The organism is Mesorhizobium sp. M7D.F.Ca.US.004.03.1.1, from assembly GCF_003998635.1.
GTDB lineage: Bacteria > Pseudomonadota > Alphaproteobacteria > Rhizobiales > Rhizobiaceae > Mesorhizobium > Mesorhizobium loti.
Window position 1 is genome coordinate 1 of the sequence record NZ_RZQG01001826.1, and the last position, 430, is coordinate 430.

Genomic DNA, 430 nt, shown 5'->3' on the forward strand with positions numbered 1-430 from the left:
AAGAAATACCCCAAGATGCCAGAAATCGAGGGGGTGCGCATCGCCACCGCCGAGGCGGGTATAAAGTACAAGAACCGCACCGATCTGCTGACTATGGTCTTCGATGAAGGCACCGCGGTCGCCGGTGTGTTCACGAAATCGAAATGTCCCTCGGCGCCGGTCGATTTCTGCCGCCAGAATCTCGGCGCCGGCAAGGCGCGGGTACTGGTCGTCAATTCCGGCAATGCCAACGCGTTCACCGGCAAGAAAGGTCGGGAATCCACGGCCCTGACGGGTGAGGCGGCGGCGAAGGCGGCCGGCTGCAAGGCAAGCGAGGTTTTCCTGGCCTCGACCGGCGTCATCGGCGAGCCGCTCGACACCAGCAAATTCAGCCATCTGCTCGCGGGGCTGGTCAGCAATGGCAAGCCAGGGCTGTGGACCGAAGCTGCAA

At 62.6% G+C, this 430-nt stretch carries 1 protein-coding gene; it reads left to right on the forward strand.

Annotated elements, in window-relative coordinates; genetic code table 11:
* A partial coding sequence (locus EN935_RS40235) for a bifunctional ornithine acetyltransferase/N-acetylglutamate synthase (protein ID WP_206534747.1) occupies positions 1-430 on the forward strand: 430 nt, incomplete at both ends.